General features: G+C 56.4%; 18 protein-coding genes. All 18 read left to right on the top strand.

Going from position 1 to position 19,025, the window contains the following annotated elements:
- The first annotated feature begins 3 nt into the window (after nt 1-3).
- The 18 genes from BM017_RS23090 to BM017_RS23010 all read left to right on the top strand — a co-directional run bounded on the left by BM017_RS23090 (nt 4) and on the right by BM017_RS23010 (nt 19,003).
- Nucleotides 4-8,685, top strand: coding sequence for a two-partner secretion domain-containing protein (locus tag BM017_RS23090; RefSeq protein WP_256575662.1), 8,682 nt, complete (start codon nt 4-6; stop codon nt 8,683-8,685).
- A gap of 2 nt (nt 8,686-8,687) precedes the next feature.
- Entirely contained in the window at nt 8,688-9,086 is a 399-nt protein-coding gene (locus BM017_RS23085) for a hypothetical protein (protein ID WP_092248735.1), read from the top strand.
- Nucleotides 9,087-9,441: 355 nt separating this feature from the next.
- Nucleotides 9,442-9,657 carry an HNH endonuclease family protein gene (locus BM017_RS23080; RefSeq protein ID WP_092248731.1) on the top strand — a complete coding sequence of 72 codons (216 nt, stop codon included), beginning with the start codon at nt 9,442-9,444 and terminating at the stop codon, nt 9,655-9,657.
- Nucleotides 9,654-10,136 (top strand): DUF6985 domain-containing protein, encoded by a 483-nt coding sequence (locus BM017_RS23075; RefSeq protein WP_092248727.1) that lies wholly within the window; start codon nt 9,654-9,656, stop codon nt 10,134-10,136. The genes BM017_RS23080 and BM017_RS23075 overlap by 4 nt, the downstream gene beginning before the upstream one ends.
- 349 nt (nt 10,137-10,485) lie before the next feature.
- Nucleotides 10,486-11,304 carry a hypothetical protein gene (locus tag BM017_RS23070; protein WP_071489610.1) on the top strand — a complete coding sequence of 273 codons (819 nt, stop codon included), beginning with the start codon at nt 10,486-10,488 and terminating at the stop codon, nt 11,302-11,304.
- A gap of 305 nt (nt 11,305-11,609) precedes the next feature.
- Complete coding sequence (locus tag BM017_RS23065) at nt 11,610-12,059, top strand: hypothetical protein (RefSeq protein ID WP_092248724.1); 450 nt, start codon at nt 11,610-11,612, stop codon at nt 12,057-12,059.
- Nucleotides 12,060-12,092: 33 nt separating this feature from the next.
- The gene (locus BM017_RS23060) at nt 12,093-12,548 is read left to right on the top strand and encodes an SMI1/KNR4 family protein (RefSeq protein ID WP_092248721.1); all 456 of its coding nucleotides are present in this window, start codon (nt 12,093-12,095) and stop codon (nt 12,546-12,548) included.
- Between the two features lie 142 nt (nt 12,549-12,690).
- Nucleotides 12,691-13,302, top strand: a complete 612-nt coding sequence (locus BM017_RS23055; RefSeq protein WP_139216873.1) for an SMI1/KNR4 family protein — start codon at nt 12,691-12,693, stop codon at nt 13,300-13,302.
- Between the two features lie 55 nt (nt 13,303-13,357).
- Complete coding sequence (locus BM017_RS23050) at nt 13,358-13,651, top strand: hypothetical protein (RefSeq protein ID WP_092248715.1); 294 nt, start codon at nt 13,358-13,360, stop codon at nt 13,649-13,651.
- A gap of 335 nt (nt 13,652-13,986) precedes the next feature.
- Nucleotides 13,987-14,379: a DUF2846 domain-containing protein gene (locus BM017_RS23045; protein ID WP_170856112.1), complete on the top strand. Its 393-nt coding sequence runs from the start codon at nt 13,987-13,989 to the stop codon at nt 14,377-14,379.
- 79 nt (nt 14,380-14,458) lie between these two features.
- Entirely contained in the window at nt 14,459-15,154 is a 696-nt protein-coding gene (locus BM017_RS23040) for a hypothetical protein (protein ID WP_071493221.1), read from the top strand.
- Between the two features lie 105 nt (nt 15,155-15,259).
- Entirely contained in the window at nt 15,260-16,045 is a 786-nt protein-coding gene (gene lepB / locus BM017_RS23035) for a signal peptidase I (protein ID WP_092248712.1), read from the top strand.
- Complete coding sequence (locus BM017_RS23030; protein ID WP_256575665.1) at nt 16,042-16,452, top strand: hypothetical protein; 411 nt, start codon at nt 16,042-16,044, stop codon at nt 16,450-16,452. Before lepB ends, BM017_RS23030 begins: the two co-directional genes overlap by 4 nt.
- Before the next feature lie 69 nt (nt 16,453-16,521).
- Entirely contained in the window at nt 16,522-16,830 is a 309-nt protein-coding gene (locus tag BM017_RS23025) for a hypothetical protein (protein WP_092248709.1), read from the top strand.
- 17 nt (nt 16,831-16,847) lie between these two features.
- The gene (locus tag BM017_RS29180) at nt 16,848-17,000 is read left to right on the top strand and encodes a hypothetical protein (protein WP_170856110.1); all 153 of its coding nucleotides are present in this window, start codon (nt 16,848-16,850) and stop codon (nt 16,998-17,000) included.
- Nucleotides 16,981-17,442 carry an RDD family protein gene (locus BM017_RS23020; protein WP_256575666.1) on the top strand — a complete coding sequence of 154 codons (462 nt, stop codon included), beginning with the start codon at nt 16,981-16,983 and terminating at the stop codon, nt 17,440-17,442. The genes BM017_RS29180 and BM017_RS23020 overlap by 20 nt, the downstream gene beginning before the upstream one ends.
- Nucleotides 17,443-17,700: 258 nt before the next feature.
- Entirely contained in the window at nt 17,701-18,282 is a 582-nt protein-coding gene (locus tag BM017_RS23015) for a hypothetical protein (protein WP_092248702.1), read from the top strand.
- A gap of 40 nt (nt 18,283-18,322) precedes the next feature.
- Nucleotides 18,323-19,003: a CsgG/HfaB family protein gene (locus BM017_RS23010; protein WP_071489756.1), complete on the top strand. Its 681-nt coding sequence runs from the start codon at nt 18,323-18,325 to the stop codon at nt 19,001-19,003.
- Nucleotides 19,004-19,025: the final 22 nt, after the last annotated feature.

Below are 19,025 nucleotides of genomic sequence, written 5' to 3'. Positions count from 1 at the left end.
AATATGGACGTTCGCCCTGTTACTGCCCTGAAAACCCTGAGCCAACGCGGCCTGGCCTTGATCCTGGCCAACGCGCTGTTCTGGCAGCCATTGCTGGCGAGCGCCGAAGGCATCGTGGTCAGTGGCCCCGGTACCACGGTCGGCCAGGCGGGCAACGGCGTGCCGGTGGTGAACATCGCCACCCCTAATGGCAGCGGCCTGTCCCACAACCAGTTCAAGGACTACAACGTCGGCCCCAACGGCGTGATCCTCAACAACGCCAACGGCATTGTGCAAAGCACGCAACTGGGCGGGATCATTGTCGGCAACCCGAACCTCAAGGGCGGTGCGGCGAATGTCATCCTCAACGAAGTCAAAGGCGGCAGCCCCAGCCAATTGCGCGGCTACACCGAAGTGGCGGGCCAGTCGGCCAAGGTGATCGTCGCCAACCCTTACGGCATCAGCTGCAACGGTTGCGGCTTCATCAACACCCCCAACGTCACCCTGACCACCGGTAAACCGGTGATCGATCAGGCGGGGCAACTGAAAAGCTATCAGGTCGACGGCGGCGCCGTGACCATCGACGGCAAAGGCCTGAACGCGAGCAACGTCGACCGTTTCGAGATCATCACCCGTTCGGCCAAGATCAATGCGCAGATCAACGCAAAACAACTCACGGTGATCGCCGGGCGCAATGACGTCGATGCCCAAAGCCTGAAAACCACCGCCCGTGCCGATGACGGCAGTGCCAAGCCGGAGCTGGCGATTGACTCGTCGGCCTTGGGCGGCATGTACGCCGGCGCGATCAAGCTGGTGGGCACCGAAGCCGGTGTGGGCGTGAAGCTCGACGGTACGCTGGCCGCCAGTGGCGGCGACATTCAACTCGATGCCAACGGCCACCTGAGCATGGCCCAGGCCGCCGCCAGCGGTGCGGTGGACATCAAGGCCGCCAGCCTGGAGACCAAGGGCGCGGTCTACGCCGGCACCACCCTCAAGGCACAGACCAAGGGCACCCTGAAAAACAGCAAGACCCTCGCCGCGCGCGACAGCATCACCCTGGCCAGCAACGGCCAATTGACCAATAGCGGCATCATCGAAGCCGGGGTCAACCCTGACAACACGCGTAATGCCGGTGGCGACGTCAGCCTCGACAGCCAGCGCATCACCAACACCGGCACTGTGATCGCCAATCGCAGCCTCACCGCTACTGCGCAAAGTCTGGATAACCAGGGCGCGACCTTGAGCGCCAAGCAGGCGCTGAACATCACCGCCGCCAGTGTCGACAACCGCAACACAGGTCGCCTGCTCAGCGACGGCGCACAGACGCTCAACGTCAGCGGCCTGCTGGACAACAGCCAGGGCGGCATCATCGACAGCAGCGGTGCGTTCACCCTCAACGGCAATAGCCTGGATAACAGCGCCGGTAGCCTGACCGGCGGTGGGGCGATCACCCTGGATCTGATCGGCGACCTGATCAACCGTAACGGCAAGCTGGCCAGCGCCGGGCCGTTGCTGATCCAGCGCGCCGCGCACATCAATAACCAGGGCGGCAAGCTCGCCAGCCAGGGCTTGCTGACCGTGTTCGCCAACAGCGTCGACAACCAGAGCAACGGCACCCTGGCCGCCAACGATGGCCTGGTCCTGACCACCAGCGGCCTGTTGCAGAACAGCGGCAATGGCCTGATCCACAGTGAAAACGCTGGCGTGACCATCACCGCCGGCACCCTCGACAACAACGGTGGCCGCATCGCCGCCAAAGCCGGTGATGCGCAGATCGACGCCACGGATTTCAACAACGGCAGCGGTGCGCTGTTCGCCCGGGATCGTGTGCACCTGACCGGTATGAATGTGGATAACGGCGGCGAGATCGCCGGCAACCGCATCGACGTTGGCCTCAATGGCGCACTGACCAACCGTGGCCTGATCGAAAGCGCCACGGCCCTCGATGTCGAGACCGCCAGCCTGAACAACAGCGGGCAAATGCGCGCCTTGGGCACCAGCGGCAAAACCCGCTACGCCATCGGCGGCCTGCTCAACAACAGCGGTAGCCTGGAGACCGCCAACGATCAATTGAGCCTCGCCGCCACCCGCTTCCAGAACACCGGCGGCAAGGTGTTGCACGTGGGCACCGGCGTGCTTGACCTCAGTGGCATCAGCCTCGACGAAGTCGGCGGCAGCCTGGTGACCAACGGCGACCTGACCCTCGATAAAGCCAACTGGACCAATAGCACCGCGATCCAGGCCGGGCGCCTGACCGTCAATGTCGGGACCCTGAACCAGACCGCCACCGGCAAGCTGCTCGGCACCCGCGCCCTGGTTGGCCGCGGCCAGGACTGGACCGTGGGCGGCAGCGTCGCCAGCCAGGGCAGCCTGGATCTTTCGTTGGGCAACCTGCTCAACGACCACGGTTTGATCTTCAGCGGCGGCGACCTGAACCTCAAGGTCGACCGCCTGAAAAACCTCGGCGCCACGATCTACGCCATGGGCAACTTGCGCGTCGACCGCGACGGCCAGGGTGGCCTGGCCACCAGCATCATCAACAGCTCGGGCACCCTCGAAAGTGAGCGCAACCTGATCCTGGCCGCCAGCACGATCCAGAACATCAGGACTGTGCTCAACACCGAGTCCGGCATCTACAGCGCCTCCATCACGCCCACCGCCTGCATCTTTGGCGTGACCGGTGGCGACTGCGACGGCCCCAAGCAGAACCGCCCGTTCCTGATTACCCAGCGTGATCACTTCATCGTCACCCAGGCCACGGCAGCGTCCAGCATCACCTCGGGCGGCAACATGCTGCTCACCGGCGGCGAGCTGCTCAACAGCAGCAGTAGCATTGCCGCCGGTGGCGGTATGACCGTGCGCGTCGACCAACTGACCAACATTGGTTTGGTAACCCACGACACCCAATACGACCGTGTCTTTACCTCTGAACGCGAGCGTAAGCCGGGGGGCTGGTACCGCGAGGCAGCGGCTTTCACCCAGCGCTATTCGGCAGGCCAGGACATGACCGGCGTCGAAGCCGGCCTGGCGTCGTTCATCGGCAAAATGGAGAGCGAAAAGACCGACCTGCGCAAAACCACCCAGCTGATGGTCCCCGACCAAAGCTACGCCGCCGTCATCCAGGCCGGCGGCAGCGTGGATGTGAAGGCCCAGGCCGGCATCGACAACAGCGTCGTGCGCGGTGGCTACACCTACGTCGGCAGCGGTGCCAACACCAATTCGCCGGGCTACTCGACCCTGGTCAGCCTCAACCCGCAACTGCCGCCGGACGTTGCCCAGCAACAGGTCAACCCGCTGGGCCTGCCCGGCTTCGACCTGCCCACTGGCGAGAACGGCCTGTTTCATCTCAGCGACAGCGATGGCGCCAAAGGCCTGCCCACCAGCCAGTTCGCGGCCAACCCGCATAAGTACCTGATCGAAACCAACCCGCTGCTCACCGACATGCGCCAGTTCATGAGCTCGGACTACATGCTGACCAAGCTCGGCTACGACCCCGACACCGCACAAAAGCGCCTCGGCGATGGCTTCTACGAACAGCGCCTGATCCAGCAAGCCGTGCTCGCCCGTACCGGCCAGCGTTTCATCGACGGCCAGACCAGCGACGCCGACCTGTTCAAGCACCTGATGGACAACGCCATCGGCAGCAAAAGCGCGCTGAATTTGTCCGTAGGCGTGAGCCTCACCGCCGAACAAGTCGCCGCCCTGACCCACGACATCGTGTGGTTGGAAAACGCCACCGTCGCCGGGCAACAAGTGCTGGTGCCGGTGCTGTACCTCGCCCAGGCCGGCAACCGCCTGGCGCCAAACGGCGCATTGATTTCCGGCACTGACGTCAACCTGATCACCGGCCGTAACCTCAACAACGCCGGCACCTTGCGTGCCACCGGCAGCCTGTTGGCGAACGCTGGCGGCAACCTCACCACCAGTGGGTTGATGGAAGCCGGTGGCCGCCTTGACTTGCTCAGCGGCAACAACCTGACCAACCGCGCAGGCGGTGTGATCAGCGCGGGTAACGTCAACCTCGCCGCCGGCGCCGACCTGCTCAACGAACGCAGCGTCACCACCCACGCAAGCGCCAGCAGCTACCGCACCGAACGCAGCGACTTCGTCGACAGCGCCGCGCGCATCGAATCGGCCAACGATTTGGTCATGCAGGCTGGCGGCAACGTCAACAACGTCGGCGGCGTACTCAAGAGCGGTGCCGACACCACGGTCAAGGCCGTGGGCGACATCAACATCACCGCCTCGAAAAGCCTCGACAGCGGCGCCATCGGCAACCGCTCCAGCTTCACCACCATTGCCCAGCAAGGCTCCGTGGTCGACGCTGGCCGCGACCTGCATGTGATTGGCGGGCGCGATATCAGCGCCGTGGCCAGCCAGGTCGAGGCCAAGCGCGACGCCAACCTGATTGCCACCCGCGACTTCAACGCTGTTGCGGCGGCCAACGAGCAGCACTCCACGGGCAACACAAAAAAGGTCAAGAGCATCGAAGACCACGTGCAGCAAGTGTCCAGCGTGATCAAGGCCGGCGGCGACGCCACCCTGAGTGCCGGGCAGAACCTGCAACTGGTCGCCAGCCAAGTCAATGCCGGCAACGAGGCGTACCTGGTATCCGGCAAAAACCTTGAGCTCAAAGCCGCGCAAGACCAGGACTACAGCTTCTACAGCAAGACCAAGAAAACCTCCCAGGGCAAGAAATTCCGCCTGGATGAAACCGATGCCGTGAACAACGTCGGCAGCCTTGTCAGCGCTGGCAAAAACAGCACCGTCGTCGCGGGTGCAGACCTGCTGTTGGCTGGCAGTGCTGTCACTGCTGAAAAAGGCGCCACCCAACTGGTGGCCGGCCAAGACGTGAACATCCTCGCCGTCAGCAACGCCGACAGCGCCCGCCACGAACGCAAAGAAAGCAAAAGCAGCTGGGGCGGCCTGAAGTCGAGCAAGGTCCAGGACAAAGTCGACGAAAAACGCACCACCGCCCTGGGCAGCATGGTCTCCGGCGAAACCGTCACCGTCGCGGCCAAACGCGACGCCACGGTCACCGGCTCCAACCTGGTCAGCACCGGCGACCTCGCCGTCCAGGCCGGCCGCGACCTGACCGTCGACGCGGCGCAAAACACCTTCGCCCGCACCGACATGCACAAGGAAAAAAACCGCGACCTCACCGGCGTGCTGACCGGCAACAAGCTCGGTCTGGACGACATGACCGGCAACCAGAAGCTGTACATCAACAGCTCCAAGCACAATGGCACGGCCAATGAGATGACCTTGACCGGCAGCACCATTGGTTCGAGTGCGGGCAATGTGTCGCTGACGGCGGGGCGTGAGTTGAAGGTGGTGGCCAGTGATCTGGTGAGCACCAAGAACATGGAGTTGAGTGGGGCGAATGTCACCGTTACTTCGGGGATGGAGACGGCCAGTCAGACCAGTAAGGACAGCTCAAAAAGCTTGGCGGTTGGGCGGGTGATCGCGGGCTCGGTGGTGGACACCGCCACCAGCATGCGCGACGCCGTCAAAGCGGCCCGTAGTGCTGATGACCCACGACTCAAGGCAGTCAAAATCGCCCAGGCGGCCCTCGCCGCTTACAACCTGAACGGCCAGGCCTCGGACGCCAATGCGCAAAGCTCCGGCTTTAAAAACAAAACCGGCGGCACGCCCGGCAACGGTTCGCTGATCAAGATCGGTACTGAACTGGCTAATAATCGCAGCAAGAACAGCAGCGAATACAACAGCGTCACCGCCAAGCAGAGCACGCTCAACGCAGGGCAAGACTTGTCGATCGTTGCCACGGGCGCAGCGGCGGGTACTCAGGGTGATATCCAGATCACCGGCAGCAGCTTGAAAGCCGCCAACACCTTGTTGTTAGCCAAAAACGATGTGTTGATGCAAAGCGCACAAAACACCACCGACCGCAAAAACGAAGGGTCGAAAAATAAAACCGCTATTGGTGCCAGCTTCAATATTGGCGAGCAAAACGGCTTCACCCTCGACCTCGGTGCGCAGGGGGCCAGGAACAATGGCAACGGTGGCTCCGTCACTCAGGTCAACAGCACCCTGGATACAGGCAGCCTGTTGTTACAAAGCGGTGGCGATACCACCCTCAAAGGCGCCCAGGTTCGTGCGGACCGTATCAAGGCAGATATTGGCGGCAACCTCAATATCATCTCCCTCCAGGACACCGAGTCGTCGCGCAGCAGACAGAGCAGCGCAGGCTTCGGCGCGAGTATCTGCATCCCGCCGTTCTGCTACGGCTCTACCGTAGCGGGCTCGGCGAACCTTGCCGCCGCCAATATGAACAGCGACTACAAGGGCGTGATCGACCAGAGCGGTTTGTATGCGGGCACGGGCGGCTACGACATCAATGTCGGCAAGAACACCACCCTGCAAGGTGCGGTGATTGCCAGTGAAGCGTCAGCTGATAAGAACCGGCTCAGCACTGACCGCCTGATCGTCAGCGACATCAAGAATGTCAGCGAAATCAAAAGTCAGTCTGCCGGTATTTCGGTGTCGTCCAGCAGCACCAGCGGTGCCTCGATGGGCGGCAGCATCCCGATAGCGCTCAAGGAAAAAGACCATAGCTACACCCGTAGCGCGGTCAGCGAAGGCACGATTGTGGTTCGCAGTGCTGAAGGCGCCAATGACCTGGTGGGGCTAAATCGCGATACCGCCAATGCCAATCAGAAACTCGACCGGCCTGATGAAAAGGCCATGCAAGAGCGTATTGACCTGATCCAAAGCTCGGCGCAGTTGGCCAGTGGGGTGATTAGTGCGGTGGGCAAAGCCAAGGCGGATGAGGCGAAAGCACTGGCCGATAAAGCCAAAACCCAGACCGAAGCCGGTTCGCCGGATGCCGCTGGAACGGTGCTCGCAGCGAATGCCGCTTATGCGGAAGCCAAGCGCTGGCAGGTTGGTGGCGACAAGAAGTTAATGGCAGACATTGCCACCGGGTTGATTGCGGCAGGGCTGGGTGGTGCACCTGTGGGAACGACGGTGGGTATTGTCGCTAACACGGCCTCCAGCGATATCTTCAATAAAATTGGTGATTACGCCCACTCACGTGCGACTGATCCGAAGGCAGATGCGGCCACTCGGGCAGCTTGGGCTGAAGGCGGTGCGGCGCGTGTGATGTTGCACGCGCTGGCAGGCGCGGCCATGGGGTTGTCCAGTGGCAGTGTGCAGAGCGGAGCGTTGGGCGCAGGAGCTTCTGCGACCTTGACGCCTATCGTCACGGAGGCACTGAAAAACACCATTGTTGAGCGACAAAGCCGAGACGCCATCTCCGTGCTGATCGCTACAGGCATCGGCGCTGGGGCGGGCTCGGGTGCTGGCCTGTCCGGGGCTGCAGTCGGAGCGAACAGTGCGGCGAAAGTCGAGATGTTCAACCGGCAAATGCACCCTGCGGAAGTTATGGCGCTGAAAACCCAAGTCAGTGCGTTGGCGGCTGCGGCCGGGATCACTACGGCCGAGGCTGAGCAGCGCTTGGCCAGAGGGCTTGTGTACTACGTCGATGCGACTTGGAACAAAGTTGTTGGCGCTCATCAGGATCAGCCGGATCCACTCACACTCAAATACCTGGGGATCGCGCTAGCGCCCTTAGGGGATAGCTACAGCAAGCGGGTTGAAATGGGTGACGTACCGGTTATTGCCGGTGCGAAAAAGACTTACACGCCTGATGAAACTGTTCGTTTACTTCAGGACTATCGCGTCAATAATTCCGGCAGCTACAACAAATCTGAGATCAATGAAGAGTACCTAGTCGGCAAGTTCGATCCCGTCGTGAACCAGCAACACGACTTTTATCAGAAAAACCTTGGTTATAACTCGTCGCTTGGCGATCTGCTGGAGGGCGCAGGAACAGGAATTCCCCAGGGATTGGGTGAGGGGGCAGCGAATACGGCTCGTGGGGTCTGGGCGCTTGGCACGGGCCTTGTTACCGACTTCCCCGGTATCAGCTCGCGAATGGCCAATGGGTTAGTCGCTTTGATATCTGGGCGTGGACCAGAGGCTGATACCCACGACGAAGCGCAGGGTTTCCTGTATCTGCTCCAAGGCGATGAAGTCGCCAGGGCCAGGTTGGCGGCAAAGAGTTCTGCTGAGTTTGCGTTGGCGATGATTCCTGCGGGCAGAGCAGGTGCGGTAGGCAACGTAGGAGGGTTAGCCAAGGGGGCTGAGGGCGCAGCAGAATTGGGAGCAGCTACAAAGGCTTCAGCTAAGTCCGGTGAGCTGAGTGTGGGCAAAAATTGGGCTGGCACAGTTGATAGCGAAGCCGGCCTGGCCGGGAGACCTCTTACGGTTGTTCCGGGAAGATTTGATAATGAAATTGACTGGGCACTTAAATCAAATGTGATGGGAGAGGTATTAGAGGGGCAAGTTGGAAGGGCATTGAGCGAAAAAGGGATGCTTTTGGATTATCAAAGCAAATTCAGGTCAGGTTTTGTTGATGGGAAGCCTGTTGGCATTGGCGAGATTGATGCTGAAACACCTCGCTTTATCATTGAAATTGCCAGCAGTCCGAAGCCTGGAAAAATCGAACAGTTACAGAAATTACAAAATAACACTATGCTCAACCCTGACCGTAAGGAGGTCATACTTTTTGCTCCGAACGTGGTTAAGCCGCAGCAGATCAAAGCTTACGAAAAGGTAGGGGTTAAAGTAATTAATAGTGTCGATGAACTGTTCGAGTATGGCGCCAAAAAAGGAGGGTTGTAATCGTGAGTGACTCAGCTTCAATTGTATCGGATGTGGCAATTGATGAAGATGCGTTTGCTGATTTTATCCACTCTATAGGCGGAGTCGTTAGTGTCGGAAAACGTAATCGTGGAGTATTGAATCGGGACGAGGCCACTTTGTATATTTCATTACTCAACTCCGAAAAATTCATGAATTTTTATGACTCGCAAGATATGCTCGATTGGGAAAAATTGTTGGGTGCCCCTCCTCAGTCAATGATCGAGATGCAGTTGGGTCATTCGAAAGGCTCGACGGAGATGTATTTATGGTTGGCGTACGAGTTTGGCAAAAAATGGAATTGTGTTGTAAATGACGTTAATGCGGTGATGCTTAACTACTCCGAAGTCTGTGACAGGCACACAAGGTCGAGGATGAAATAGGAGAAAATAGGGGTCAGGAAAATAGGGGGCAGACCCTGAGGGATCCCCACAAATTTACTCCAAGCTATGCGCCTGATGATGCACTTCATCACGCAGAGCATGCTCCAATATTTCTAATTACTTTCGGTCTACCTGTGCAACTGCGCCAATACTCCAGGCTTAAACGCCACAAAGAAAGTACTCGCCACTCCTTGAAGCTGTTGCTTTGATAACGCCGCTTCAATTGGTTCTCTCAGGAGAAAAGGAGGAGAAAAGGGGGGCAGATTTATTTAATAGAAAAAAGTGGACGGATTTATTTGATTTTTGAGTCCTCTTTTAATTAAATAAATCTGTCCCCTTTTCGGTCTTTAACAAAATGTTGGCGAGTCAACTGGGTATTAAAGAAGCCGATGTGGCTCGGTTTATTAGAGAAGAGAAATATACGTGGCCTGAGGTTGAAGATATGCGAATACTGCAGTTGGTGCCCTCGTTTATCCATACTGGCAAGGTCGGTTCGATGGGTTTTGGTGTGAAATATGGCCATTTTGGCGAAATCGCTGAGAAAAGTTTGCTGGAGGCGCTTAAGAAATGACAGTTATATCAGATAGAGATTTTGGTGAGCTGCATTTTGACGAAGCTTGGACAGGATTATGTGAAGTGTTTATTTTTGGACGTTTGTGTGAGGTTGAACTCATCGTCCAAACTTTTGATGGTGATTCTATCTCTGATATTCAGAGGCTTGCGTTTCGAGAGTTTAATTCAAATAAAGCTGCCGTCTCTTTGGCCGTAGAAAAAGCTATCTTTAGCTATTACATATGTAGATCTGAGGAATACCGAGAGGGCTTTGATGCTGATGAGGTTGATGTCAAAGCCCCCAACGTCCATGCAATTGATAATATGCGGGATTTGGTTAATCTGAAGTGTATTAAAGTAATGTCTCCCTTTGACGCGGGAATGCGTCAAATTGGTTTTATTTTTGATGCGACTTTTGATCCCCAGCTTGGCTTGGGGGTTCTAGTCACTAATGGTTCTGTGGAGGCCGTTGATACGCAGGATATCTTACTAGGTTGATCGTGATTGGATAAAAGGGGCGGATTTATTAAGGTGTAGTGTTGATCGGTAAACTATTGAATAAATCTGTTCCCTTTAATTTTTTGAAAATAGGGTTCAGACCACAGTTAAACTAAGAAGTTATAGTGGTCTGACCCCTATTTTTCCCACTGGAACTTCGGTAAGACAGATTTCCCGACCCAGATCGTTGACCCACGGCATTTAGTACCCGTACCTTCGCGCGAAGCTCATCAACTGATACACCAGCAAACTAGTTCAACTTCCAAACCCTGGGTGGGCCCAATTTCTCCGTTGCATAGAATAGATATCCCTGAGTGGTCGACGCCTCTGGCGCCAATACGGTGAAGATATGAATCTCAAGAAGACCTTTGAAGCCTTAGGATTGCCCGCCGTGCTGGATGCCTGCGCGGATGGAAGCATCCGTCCGCCCATCTGCACGCTGGATGCCCCAGCGCAATGGTACGGGTTCCCGCCGGCGTTGATCCCGCTGTGGAGCGATGGATCGCGGCCGACCTATATTGGCTATTGGAGGCACTGGTTTGTCGACCGTGAACCCTGCTTCGTCAAGATGTATGTAGCCGCCGAGCATATGACGATCGAGATTGCCCGCACGCCTGCCCAGTTGATGGGTGTTCTGGCTATGATGTCCATCAGTGTCGAAGATGCTGTCACCCCAGAGCTTGAGCAATTTGCCCAAGCGGTTGGGCTTGATTGTCTGGAGGAGCTAGAAGCGCAGTCATTGAAAACCGGTGATGATCCCCAAGGCTTCGCCAACGTCGAATTGTTTAGCAAAGAGACGCCGCTGGAGAGCATGGCTGAAGACGCGGGGCCCTACACCGGAGACTTTCCCAACCCGTCCGACCCTGGCCGGCCATGGTGGGAAAGCAGTTGTTCCTTCGAAATCATTGATCGGGATATGCCCCCGCCGACAGGAGGGCAATTGCCGGCGTGGTTTGATCCTGATCGAGAGAAAAAGCCGTTGTTTGAGAGCTTCTTGCAAGCCGGCCGCTTGGACTATGCGTGGCTGAGCCTGAACTCCACGGGCTGGTCGATAACCGATGCGCGGCAGGCGCTTGTCGCGTTGCAGGCTCGGGCCAACGACAGAGGCTTCGATGCAGTAGTGGATTATTGGTTGTCGGTTGCGGATGTCAGTGCCGGGGGGTACTGAACCCCATGACCAACCCAAAAAGGGGACGATTCATTTAGCTGGGGCCTTGATCGGTAAGCTATTGAATAAATCTGTCCCCTTTAATTACAAGGCCCGGCCTACCGGGAAATCGGAACGCCAGTTGGTGCTCAATACCGTCATTGGTCATCACGTGGAAGAGGTCGCCGGGGGACTCGGGGTCAGACCACGATTACTGCTAAAACGTATATTGGTGGTCTGAACCCTATTTTCTAATTCGGTAAAAAAATACCAGAGGGACCGCATAAAACAGCGGCTGAAAATGTGCTCAAGGCTGGCAGGATCGAATGCAAAATACTCAAATGGCCGCAATAATTCTGGAGGGTGTGGTGATGATTCCTTGGTCGTTGTTGCTTGAGCAAAAAGCAGGTGATGTCCTTGATACATCCGGAGCGGCACTTTCACTCATCGATGAGGGTGTTTATGGAACTTGCGATAATCAATTCTGCTTGGCCGACACCGTTAACGAGGATGGTCAAGACAAACTCCGATTAGTTTCTTTTTACTGGGCAGCCAGCGAGGCAGCGTTTCGTCGGGCCTATTTCAGAGAAGTTGAACGTGATGACATGGTAGTCATTAGTCCCCCTGCGGAATTGATACCAAAGACGGCAGGCACGACCTATGGTCAAATCAAGCAAGCGTTGAAGGCCGTGGGGGACGTTATGGAACATGCCTCTACCGCATGGAAAATAGGGGTCAGACCACGATTAGTGCACCAATGTATATTGGTGGTCTGACCCCTATTTTTCTTAAATAGGAGTTTTATTGATATGTTTGAAATAATAGAACCTGGAAATTCCATCTCGGATGACGCGATGAAATTGCTAGAGAGTTTTATTGGGGTGACGTTGCCTAGAGAATATTATCTGTTCTTATCTCAAAACGGAGGAGGTTACCCTGAACCAGATAGTTTCCGTTTTATGGAGAGTGAGGATGGGTCATCTGTTCAACGTTTTTACGGTTTGAATAGAAGTGATACATATGATTTTGTCAGAAATTTAAACGTGTATAGAGGGCGTATCCCCGAGGGGTTTATAGCAATTGCATGCGACCCTGGAGGCAATCAAATTTGCTTGGGTATTAAAGGGGAAGGCAGAGGCAAGGTCTATTTTTGGGATCATGAATTAGAAAAGTGTGACGGGACAAAGCCCGATGATTCAAATATGACACTGGTGTCGAGAAATTTTTCTGATTTTTTGAGCGGGCTATATGGGCTTGATTTATAGTGCGCAATCGGGATCATGGGGAATAGGGGTCAGTGGGGAATAGGGGTCAGAACACGATTAGTGCACTTATGTATATTGCAGGTCTGACCCCTATCTCCTTTCTATTTTCTCCCCCTATTTTCTCAGGTCAGTAGGTCGCGTAATGATTAATGATTTAGAGGGGTTAATAAAGTATTCAGAAGAAATGGCGGCGAAACTCCCTGCGATCTCGTCAGAAATAAAACCGTGTTCTCCTGGGTATTCTAAAGATTACTTATCCGTGCTGAGAAAGAATGGGCAACATTTCCCTAGCAGCTATCTTGCGCTGCTTGAACGCGTGCAGGTGCTCGGTGTTTCAATCGGCCAATTGAACTTATGGCCTGTCCCTTATGGGCGGCGTGAGTTGCGGCTGAGCCTGATAGAGGCAAACAGCAGTCCTGAAAATCCTTGGCTTGAATTCTATGCGGATAACAACGTCGTTGAAGTTGCACGATGGGAAGCCAATATCATTTGTTTGGGGCGGAAAAACACTGTTGATGAAGGTAAGGTGTATTTTCTGGATATCAGTTCTGGCCCGCAATTGACGTTGAGGCCAATGGCTGACTCCTTTGAACAGCTGATGATTGTTGCGGGCAACCTACATGAGGTCTCAATGGATTATGAGTCAGATCCGGAAGCTGGTGTTCAGGTGTTTGTTTTATGTTTAGCATCGCTGGGAATCAAAGAGCATGCTTCCTCGGTATGGCTTGAGCTGGTAAATGAGGCATTTTACTAAAGAAGAATAGTGGTCTGCCCCCTATTTTTCCTTCGGTACTTTCAAGGGAGTCAGTATGAAGTCGGCCTTGTACAAATATCGGTATTTATTGGCGGCATTGCTGCTGATCGCCGCGTTACTCAATTGTTTTCTTCGTTTTTGGGGTGACACAAGGCCATTTTTCAGTGCGCTGATGTTTCAACTGTGGTTTGGGCAAGCAGTATTCGCCTATCTGAGAGGTGGCTGGGTCTCTATTGGCCCAGGTGGTTTAGGTAACAATGCACACCCCGCAGGGCGGGCAGCCTTGGCGAGCGTGTCATTGGTTATTTATTTATCGGGGTTTTTATTGGATTTCGGTAAGGGCACCTAAGTGGCCTCTGCGGCAAATTCCGCAAAAAGGGGACAGTCTCATTTAATAATTACTTGCCGATCAGGAGAAAATCCGGGCCAGACCACATTTTGTACAAAACCGCACACGGGATCGCAGTGATGGCACAATGCCTCATGTAACGCCACCCACTGCCGACACACTGGCGATGGCCAAACGCATCAGGAAAAGGTGAACCGGCCGTCGTCGGCGTTTTCGAAACTGCCCCACCGCTACCCACAAGGAAGAAATACATGATCAAGTTGTTCTGCAAAGCCGCTGTTGCTCTGTCCCTCGTCACTCTGTTTGGCTGTTCCTCGACGCCGTCGGTGGAGAAGATGCAGGCCGATGTGGCGAACTATTCGTTGCCTAAGGCTGCTGTCGCCGATAAAGGCTTGGTGTATGTGGTGCGTCCGAGCAACGTGGGGATGATGGTTCGCTTCAACGTGTTCCTGGATGACAAGGAAGCCGACTCGGAGATGGGTTACAACCGCGGTAACCAGTACATCTATTTTTTCGTGACACCGGGCAAGCACGTGATCAGCTCCAAGGCTGAAAACTGGGCGGACATGCCGATTGATGTCAAGGCGGGTCAGGTGGTTTACCTCAAGCAGGAAGTCGACATGGGCTTCGCCATCGCACGCAACAGCCTTAAAGTGCTGAGCGACCTCGAAGGCCGTTACCTGGTCAAGGATGCGTCGCTGGGCACCGTGGCAAAAGAAAGCAAGTGAGTTAAACCGTTGAAGCCTGCCGGGCTCCAGGTCCGGCAGGCCGTCATTTTTCACCCTGCGCAAACCTTCAAGGACTGATGTGAAAAACCTCCTCTTCATCCTCTTTACCACCCTTATCCTCGGCGGCTGTGTCAGCCATCCCCTTACGCCCGAACACCGCGCCCAGATCAAGACGGTCAAGGTGCTGCCGGTAAAGTGGGAGTCGCAACAGATGGTCTACATGGGCCGTGAGCAAGCCTGGGGCGCAGCATTGGGGGCCGGGCTTGGCGCGGGCGTTGGCATGGCCAGCGGTGCATCCAGGTTGGGCACGGCGGCGTTGAGCGGCGCCGGGTTTGCAGGTGGTATGAAACTTGGGCAGTTGGCCGAGATGCCGACGCCGGTAGCGATCCTTACGGTGATGGACGCTGAAAAAATCGATTTGGGCGTGTTGCTCAAACAGAGCTTTATCGATGCGTTGGGCAAGACCTCAACCCTCAAAGTGGTGGGTGACGACGAACCCGCCGATGCGCAAATCCAGCTGACCGTGGCCGAGTGGGGCTTTCGCCTGACCCAAGGGTTCAGCAGTGTGGTGTACCCCACCCTCAATGTGCTGGCGCAGATGAATCGCGGCGATGAAATGGTCTGGCGCACCAGCGAGGCGGTCACGCCGTTCAATGGCCAGAACGTCTACGGCTACACGCCGCTCACCTATCGCACCGACCCCGAGGCGTTACGCCGCGCGCTCACGGGGATTACGCAGATCTCCAGTGGGTATTTGGTGAAAGAGCTCAAATAAGCCAGCGCGTGCATATTCTAGGCGTTGTCCTGTGGTTGTCCTACGTTCGTTGAACCGCGGATTTTCTTGTTTTATAGATGCTTTTTACCCCCACAAGGATGATCAATGAAATCCGTAAAGTGCTCGCTCCTGGCGTTCCTCATGTCCTGCCTGGTGGCCGGCTGGGGCCTGGTGTATGTCGGCCGTATCAAGTGGGGTATCTGTGTCGCCGTATTGCTGTACGGCGGTTTCGCATTGCTGGGGGCGCTGGGTCTGGTTGCTACCCCCATTGGGCTTTATGGGCTATTCGCCTTTTTGATCATCGTCAAGCTGGGCTCAGCCACCCTGTCCGCCGTGCTGGCGCGTCGCTACAACGGACCGTCCAATGTGCCACGAAAGCGTTTCCACGTTCTTTACGTCGGGGTGATGGTGATTGCGGTACTGATGCTCGATGTATTGCGGGTACCCGTGCTGGGGTTCAAGAATTACTACATCCCATCCGGATCGATGGTGCCGACGTTGTCCATTGGCGACTACATCCTGACGGACCTGCGAGCCGGTCCTCCCAGGGTGGGGGATATCGTGGTGTACCGCTGGAATGGCACCGAAGCGGTCAAGCGTGTGGCCGGTGTTGCCGGGGATACGTTAGCCCTGGTGAACGGTGAACTGATCCACAACGGCGAAAACCTCGGGTTGTTTCACGCACCGGCCGACCGCGTAAAAGGGTCTGAATCCCTTGAAATGGCACCGGTCACGGTCGAGCCAGGGCACCTCTTTTTGCTGGGCGACAACCGCCGGAGCAGCAACGACAGCCGCTTCATGGGCCAGGTCGCGGTTAAGGACGTGGTGGGCAAGGTGACGGGCATCTGGTTCTCAAATGAGCGGGCGCGTATCGGGACGACGTTCCCATGAGCCTTTCGAGTGGGGCGTGTCGGGTTGTGCAGTGGCTGTGCCTGCTGGTGATGTGCTGCAGCGCCAGCGCATTCATGGTGGCCTGGCTCTATCTCGATCGCAGTTCGTCGATGCTGGGCGTGGCGGCAGGCGCCTTTGTGTGGTGCGGCATTGGCCTGTTGTTCGCGTTTGTGTTTGAGCGGTCTCGCACTGCCGCAGCCACGCTCCGGTTTATGTTGACTCGGACAGTGGCGCTGCTGATGCTTGCGGCGGGTGCGACCTATCTGGTTGGCCTGCTGTGGGTCGAGCCGGAACGCGATTTTATGGAGTCGCAGTTAAAAGGGGCATCGTGCGGCAAGTACACGGGTGTGATTGAAAAAGGGTGGGAGCAAATTTGCGCTGATTCAAAGCAGCCGCAAACGCCTTGAAGCTGGCTGGGCTTGGATAGGCAGTCGGTTTGTCCTTTTGATTTTTTCAATGTTCATTGAGCGTTTTTGATGATGAATCGATATGCAGGAAAGCCCTTTCTCCGACTTCTTGAATGCTACGTCCTGTCGGCCATTGGTGCGCTGTCCGACCAGCAACGCGCCGATTTGACGGCACTCGAACCCAAGTTGCACGAGCTGTATGGGACGCAGGGCAGTTGGTCTGATGTCGTTGCCTCTCAGATGGAATTTCCGCCCTCGCTGGAGGAAAAAATCAGAGATGTGTGGCGCACAAATTCGGAAAAATTCGCCCAGGCCGGTGTGTCAATTAACGCCGAAGACTTTGCCAGAAACTTTGTCGACACCAATTTTCCTTCTTAGAGCTGGAGCAACACCGCATGGACGCAAGCAACACCGCTAAACGCCCGACCATTCTGGCCAGCATCGGCCGCCGCCTGGGCGACATGTTCGCCAAGACCATCGTGATACAGACCGGCAACCTGACTAGCGTGCGCGGCCTGGCGGATATTTATGACAACGGCAGGGGGTAAGCACGTCATGAGCGATTCAGTATCGGCCACACAAACCTGGGATCTCGCCAGCCCGTTCAGACGTTTGCTCGGCTATTTCATTGATATGGCCGTTGTGTTTTTCCTGCTGTTTTTGCTGCGCAATCTGGACTACGCGTATCTCTATTTGCACTTGGTGGCAGGTCCGAAGTTGTTTGAAGGCTTGCGCTATGTGCTGTTGTTTTCAGCCTTCGGGTACTTTTTGTTTTGCGATGCGTTACCCAACGGCCAGAGTCTGGGTAAGCGGGTGTGCCGCACGGCGGTGGTGGGTTACCCGTATCCTACGAACTGCACGCTGTTCCAGTCGTTTCTGCGCAATGTGCCGAAGCTGTTGTTCAGTGTTCTGGACGGTCTTTTTGCACTGTTCGGTTTGCGCCGTCGCTTGGGCGATATGTTGGCCAAGACGATTGTGATCAACACGTGAGCAGGGCGGAGGGTGCCGCCGTGGCCGGTTAGTAGAATGAGGCTGATTGGCGAACCTTTTTATTTATTACGTAAAGGCCAATAGCCACTATCGTTTTTGTTTCCCTGACAAAGCCTTAGGAGATTTCGCCAGAGGCTTGCACGCAAGCGCCAGTAAAACGGCGCTGCCAGGGCGTCAAAACAACTTGAGAACGCCTTTCAACTCCGTAGAATGCCGCGATTGTTTAAAGCACGATACTTTTCAGGGACGAATTCAGACATGCGCGTGTTTGCCGTATTTCTCGCCGCCTGCCTCATGGCGGGCTGTGCCTCCAAGCCGGATTACTACATCTCCCCGGCGCCGGTGACCATTCCCAAGACCGCTACTTACTGGCTCGACACCTTCGACGTCGAGGTGGTCGGCAAGAACGAACGCTTCCTGCCGGATGACAAAGTGCGCCAGCAACTCGGGGTTGATCTGGTCGACCGCCTGCTCAAGGCCAAGCGCTACGCCGCCAGCAAGGACAAGGCCGATTACCTGCTGGATGTGAACGTCATCTATACCCGGCGCATACAAGACACCCAAGGTGGTTTCATGACGGCAATCGTCGATGACAAGACCATCCTCGCCAGTGTCGACTTCAACTACCAGGTTAAGGTCAAGAAAGCCGGCGCCGAGGTGCTGCATTTCTCTCAGGCTCGCCAAGGGTTGATGCCAGGCGGGTACAAGGGCGACTGGCAGAACATGAAAACGATGGCCGGGGTGCTGACCAACTCTGGCAACTCCAGCGTCGAGACCTTCTACACCGGTTTGTTGAGCCGATTCATCGTTGACGACCTGCGTGACATTCCGTCCCGCTAGCGTTAGCTGCCGTACCCGTTTTCCCACTTAGGAGCACCCTGTGAACACACTGTCCAAAATCCTGCTGTCCGGCTTCACCGCCGCAGCGCTGCTGACCGTGGCCGGTTGTGCCACGGAGAGCAACCGCGCTATGCCTGTGGAACAAGTCGCCAGCGCCAACGTCGCTTATTCCGGCGTGCGCGTGCCGATTGCCGTAGGCAAGTTCGACAACCGCTCCAGCTACATGCGCGGCATCTTCTCCGACGGCGTCGACCGCCTCGGCGGCCAGGCCAAGACCATCCTGATCACCCACCTGCAGCAGACCAACCGCTTCAGCGTGCTGGACCGCGACAACATGGGCGAAATCTCCCAGGAAGCCGCGATCAAAGGCACCGTGCAGAAGCTCAAGGGCGCTGACTACGTGGTGACCGGCGACGTGACCGAGTTTGGCCGCAAGGAAACCGGCGACCGCCAGCTGTTCGGCATTCTCGGCCGTGGCAAGACCCAAGTGGCCTACGCCAAAGTCGCGTTGAATATCGTCAACATCAGCACTTCCGAAGTGGTGTATTCCACCCAGGGCGCCGGTGAGTACGCGCTGTCCAACCGTGAAGTGGTCGGCTTCGGCGGCACCGCCAGCTACGACTCCACCCTCAATGGCAAGGTCCTCGACCTGGCCATGCGCGAAGCCATCAACCGCCTCGTCGACGGCATCAATGCCGGCGCCTGGAACCCGCGCAACTGATCAGCAGCACCTCAAGGAGCAG

The organism is Pseudomonas sp. NFPP04 (assembly GCF_900113815.1).
Taxonomy (GTDB): domain Bacteria; phylum Pseudomonadota; class Gammaproteobacteria; order Pseudomonadales; family Pseudomonadaceae; genus Aquipseudomonas; species Aquipseudomonas extremorientalis.
The sequence above is the reverse complement of the archived record's forward strand: the minus strand, read 5'-3'. Positions and strand labels throughout refer to the sequence as shown.

Excerpts from the sequence above, each read along its gene's own strand:
- BM017_RS23015 (WP_092248702.1), top strand. The coding sequence starts at position 17,701 with ATGCGCGTGTTTGCCGTATTTCTCGCCGCCTGCCTCATGGCGGGCTGT.
- BM017_RS23025 (WP_092248709.1), top strand. The coding sequence starts at position 16,522 with ATGATGAATCGATATGCAGGAAAGCCCTTTCTCCGACTTCTTGAATGC.
- BM017_RS23065 (WP_092248724.1), top strand. The coding sequence starts at position 11,610 with ATGCAAAATACTCAAATGGCCGCAATAATTCTGGAGGGTGTGGTGATG.
- BM017_RS23070 (WP_071489610.1), top strand. The coding sequence starts at position 10,486 with ATGAATCTCAAGAAGACCTTTGAAGCCTTAGGATTGCCCGCCGTGCTG.
- BM017_RS23060 (WP_092248721.1), top strand. The coding sequence starts at position 12,093 with ATGTTTGAAATAATAGAACCTGGAAATTCCATCTCGGATGACGCGATG.
- BM017_RS23030 (WP_256575665.1), top strand. The coding sequence starts at position 16,042 with ATGAGCCTTTCGAGTGGGGCGTGTCGGGTTGTGCAGTGGCTGTGCCTG.
- BM017_RS29180 (WP_170856110.1), top strand. The coding sequence starts at position 16,848 with ATGGACGCAAGCAACACCGCTAAACGCCCGACCATTCTGGCCAGCATC.
- lepB (WP_092248712.1), top strand. The coding sequence starts at position 15,260 with ATGAAATCCGTAAAGTGCTCGCTCCTGGCGTTCCTCATGTCCTGCCTG.
- BM017_RS23050 (WP_092248715.1), top strand. The coding sequence starts at position 13,358 with ATGAAGTCGGCCTTGTACAAATATCGGTATTTATTGGCGGCATTGCTG.
- BM017_RS23055 (WP_139216873.1), top strand. The coding sequence starts at position 12,691 with ATGATTAATGATTTAGAGGGGTTAATAAAGTATTCAGAAGAAATGGCG.
- BM017_RS23080 (WP_092248731.1), top strand. The coding sequence starts at position 9,442 with ATGTTGGCGAGTCAACTGGGTATTAAAGAAGCCGATGTGGCTCGGTTT.
- BM017_RS23075 (WP_092248727.1), top strand. The coding sequence starts at position 9,654 with ATGACAGTTATATCAGATAGAGATTTTGGTGAGCTGCATTTTGACGAA.
- BM017_RS23045 (WP_170856112.1), top strand. The coding sequence starts at position 13,987 with ATGCAGGCCGATGTGGCGAACTATTCGTTGCCTAAGGCTGCTGTCGCC.
- BM017_RS23020 (WP_256575666.1), top strand. The coding sequence starts at position 16,981 with ATGACAACGGCAGGGGGTAAGCACGTCATGAGCGATTCAGTATCGGCC.
- BM017_RS23090 (WP_256575662.1), top strand. The coding sequence starts at position 4 with ATGGACGTTCGCCCTGTTACTGCCCTGAAAACCCTGAGCCAACGCGGC.